At 42.5% G+C, this 3,801-nt stretch carries 2 protein-coding genes; both read right to left on the bottom strand.

Going from position 1 to position 3,801, the window contains the following annotated elements:
• Nucleotides 1-215 precede the first annotated feature (215 nt).
• A complete protein-coding gene (gene gpmA, locus NT145_07810) occupies nucleotides 216-965 on the bottom strand; it encodes a 2,3-diphosphoglycerate-dependent phosphoglycerate mutase (protein ID MCX5782585.1) in 750 nt (249 codons plus the stop codon).
• An 82-nt stretch (nucleotides 966-1,047) separates the two neighbouring features.
• The coding region (ppdK, locus tag NT145_07815; GenBank protein ID MCX5782586.1) for a pyruvate, phosphate dikinase at nucleotides 1,048-3,801 on the bottom strand (2,754 nt) is incomplete at its 5' end.

The following is a 3,801-nucleotide window of genomic DNA, read 5'->3' on the forward strand; positions in this document are numbered from 1 at the left end:
TTTTCAAATATTTCTATCCACGCTATCAAAAAGGCCCAAAATATGTTAAATGATCGGCCGCGGAAAACATTAGATTTTTATACTCCGCACGAAGTCTTCAATAAACTGTTAACCGTTGCACTGGAAACTTGAATCTACACACTTCCCATTTATTTGTTAATTTTTTTAAGAATTTCAAAGAGTTATTTGAGCAAAGAAATAAATGGGAAGTGTCCCTATTTATTTGGTTTTCCCTGATTAGCAACGGATTCCATCGCTTTTTTTACTTCTTCGGGATCGCCCAGATAATAATGCCTGATAGGTTTCAGATTATCCTCAAGCTCGTAAACCAGAGGTATTCCGGTAGGTATATTTAAAGACACTATATCCTGATCCGAAACGTTATCCAAGTATTTTACTAAAGCTCTTAAACTGTTTCCGTGAGCGGATATAAGAACTTTTTTACCCGATTTTATTGCCGGTGCTATAGTTTTGTGCCAGTACGGAAGAAATCTTTCAACCGTATCTTTTAAACACTCAGTTAAAGGAAGTTCTTTCTTGCTTAAATCTTTGTACCGCGGATCATTTCCGGGATACCTTGGATCAGTTAATTCAAGAGCAGGCGGTTTTATGTCGTAGCTTCTTCTCCAAATCTTAACCTGTTCTTCGCCAAATTTTGAAGCTGTCTCAGATTTATTAAGCCCCTGCAAAGCCCCGTAATGCCTTTCGTTTAGCCTCCAAGAATTATAAACGGGCAGCCACATTAAGTCCATTACATCCAAAGTTATCCAAAGAGTCTTTATCGCTCTTTTTAAAACCGATGTAAAAGCAACGTCAAAAACATAACCTTCTTTTTTTAAAATCACGCCGGCTTTTTTCGCTTCCTGAAGGCCTTTTTCAGATAAATCCACGTCGGTCCAACCGGTAAAGCGGTTTTCTTTATTCCAAACGCTTTCCCCGTGCCGCTGAAGAACAATTTTGCGCATTCTTTTCTCCAATGAAGTTTTCAGCCTAACGCTTTCAACTTAAAGAATAATTTAACTGATAGCTTTTAGTTTATGTTTAATTTTATTTCTTTCGTTTCTTAGCTTTCTTGCCTTTCGCCAAACCTTTTTCTTTAACAACCGCCTGAGCAGCCGCAAGCCGGGCAATAGGAACCCTGAAAGGCGAGCAGGACACATAATCCATGCCGACCTTATGGCAGAATTCAACTGACCTGGGTTCACCGCCGTGTTCGCCGCAAATACCTATCTTCATTCCCGGCCTGGTCTTTCTTCCCCGCTCAATGCCAATCTGTATAAGTTCGCCGATGCCGTCCTGGTCTATTGTTTGGAACGGATCATCAGGAAGTATTCCCTTGCTTAAATAGTCAGGCAAGAAACCGCCGATATCATCGCGTGAAAAACCGAATCCCATCTGGGTCAGGTCGTTTGTTCCGAAAGAGAAAAATTCCGCAGTTTCGGCAAGTTCGTTTGCGACAAGAGCCGCTCTCGGTATTTCAATCATTGTACCGTAACTGTACGCCATTTTTTTGATGCCGACTTTATCGAGCACTTCTTTATATATTCTTTCAACTATTTTTTTCTGGTCTTCAAGTTCTTTTTTAGCGCACACAACGGGTATCATTATTTCAGGAACAACTTTTTTCCCTTCCTTAATGAGTTCCGCTGACGCTTCTAAAATCGCCCATATCTGCATCTCGGTAACTTCAGGATAAGTAATCCCAAGCCGCACCCCGCGATGGCCCATCATAGGATTATTTTCATGAAGCATATTGGCTCTTTTCTGGAACTCCTGAATTGATATCCCGAGCGAATTGCAAAGTTCTTTCTGCTGGGCTTCTTCACGAGGGACAAACTCGTGCAGCGGGGGATCCAAAAGCCTTATTGTTACAGGAAAACCGTCCATAGCTTCAAGAGTGCCTTTTATGTCGGATTTAACGAACGGATAAAGTTCAGATAAAGCTTTTTTACGCTCGTCCACATTTTTAGAGATAATCATTTTTCTGAGCAGAAACAGCGGCTTTTCCGAATTTTCGCCATAGAACATATGCTCCGTTCTGAAAAGCCCTATACCTTCTGCTCCGAACACACGCGCCTTTCTGGAATCTTCAGGAGTATCTGCATTAGTCCTGATTTTTAATCTTCTTATTGAATCACATATTTTAAGATAACTATTCAGTATTTCATTTTCTTCGGTAGCATCCATCATTTTCAGCTGGCCTATATAAACATTGCCTTTAGTGCCGTTAAGCGTGATCCATTCTCCTTCTCTCAAAGTCAAAGAATCCGCTTTCATAGTTTTTGTGATTGCATCAATATGAAGAGTTCCGCAGCCAACTATACAGCATTTTCCCCAGCCTCTTGCCACAAGCGCAGCATGAGAAGTCATACCGCCTCTGGCAGTAAGAATTGCCTGGGCCGCACGCATTCCCTCAACATCTTCAGGATTTGTTTCCTCCCTTACAAGTATCACTTTTTTACCCTGTTCAGCCCATTCAACGGCAGCTTCAGCCGAAAAAACAATCATTCCCGAAGCTCCTCCGGGGCCTGCCGGAAGGCCTTTTGCAATAGGATTATGTTCAAGCTCTGCTTTTGGGTCAATAACCGGATGAAGCAGTTCCTCCAACTGCGCAGGAGTAACTCTTGAAACTGCTTCCTCTTTTGAAATCAATCTTTCTTTGAGCATGTCCATCGCCATTCTTACCGCGGCCGGGCCGTTACGTTTTCCTATGCGGCATTGAAGCATGAACAGCCTTCCTTTTTCTATGGTAAATTCAATATCCTGCATGTCGCGATAATGTTTTTCAAGCCGTTTTTGAAAATTATAAAGTTCCTTATAAATTGCCGGCATGCCTTTTTCTAAAGTCAAAAGGTCTTTGTTGTGTTCGCTCTGAGAGTATTCATTAATGGGCGCCGGGGTCCTTATACCTGCAACCACGTCTTCGCCTTGAGCGTTTACAAGATACTCCCCGTAAAACTGGCCTTCGCCGTTTCCGGGATTTCTGGTAAATGCAACACCAGTAGCCGAATCGTCGCCCATGTTTCCGAATACCATTGTCTGTACAGTGACCGCAGTTCCCCATTGGTCAGGAATATTTTCAATTCTTCTGTACGAAATGGCCCGCTTGCCGTTCCATGATGCAAATACCGCGCCTACCCCTCCCCACAGCTGTTCGTATGGATCGTCCGGAAAACTTTTCTTGAGAACCTCTTTAACCTTTTCTTTGAATTGGCCGCAGAGAGTTTTTAAATCTTCAGCGTTAAGCTCGGTATCAAGCTTAACTCCTTTTCTTCTTTTCATTTCAGACATTATTTTTTCAAGCTGTTTGCGTATCCCTAGCTCATCTTGTTCCGGCTCTATTCCTTCAGCTTTTTCCATAACAACATCGGAATACATCATTATGAGCCTGCGGTACGCATCATAAACAAACCGTTCATTGCCTGATTGTTTTACCAAACCGGGGATTGTTTTTTCAGTCAGCCCGACATTTAAGACTGTTTCCATCATTCCCGGCATAGATTTACGGGCACCGGACCTAACGGAAACCAAAAGAGGATCGTTCACGTCGCCGAACTTTTTTTTCATCAGTATTTCAATTCTTTTTATAGCTTTCATAACCTCGCTGTTCAAGGTTTTTGGATATGTTCTTTTGTGCGCGTAATAATAAGTGCAGACTTCAGTTGTAAGGGTGAAACCCGGAGGAACGGGAAGCCGAAGATCTTTATGCCCTGCCATTTCGGCAAGGTTCGCACCTTTGCCGCCTAAAAGGTTTTTCATAGACTCGTTTCCGTCAGCTTTTCCGCCGCCGAAAAAATACAC

It is taken from the genome of Elusimicrobiota bacterium (genome assembly GCA_026388075.1).
Classification (GTDB): Bacteria; Elusimicrobiota; Endomicrobiia; order Endomicrobiales; family JAPLKN01; genus JAPLKN01.

What these genes read in the sequence shown, in the direction of transcription:
- gpmA (MCX5782585.1), bottom strand. Translation starts at nt 965, where the DNA reads ATGCGCAAAATTGTTCTTCAGCGGCACGGGGAAAGCGTTTGGAATAAA.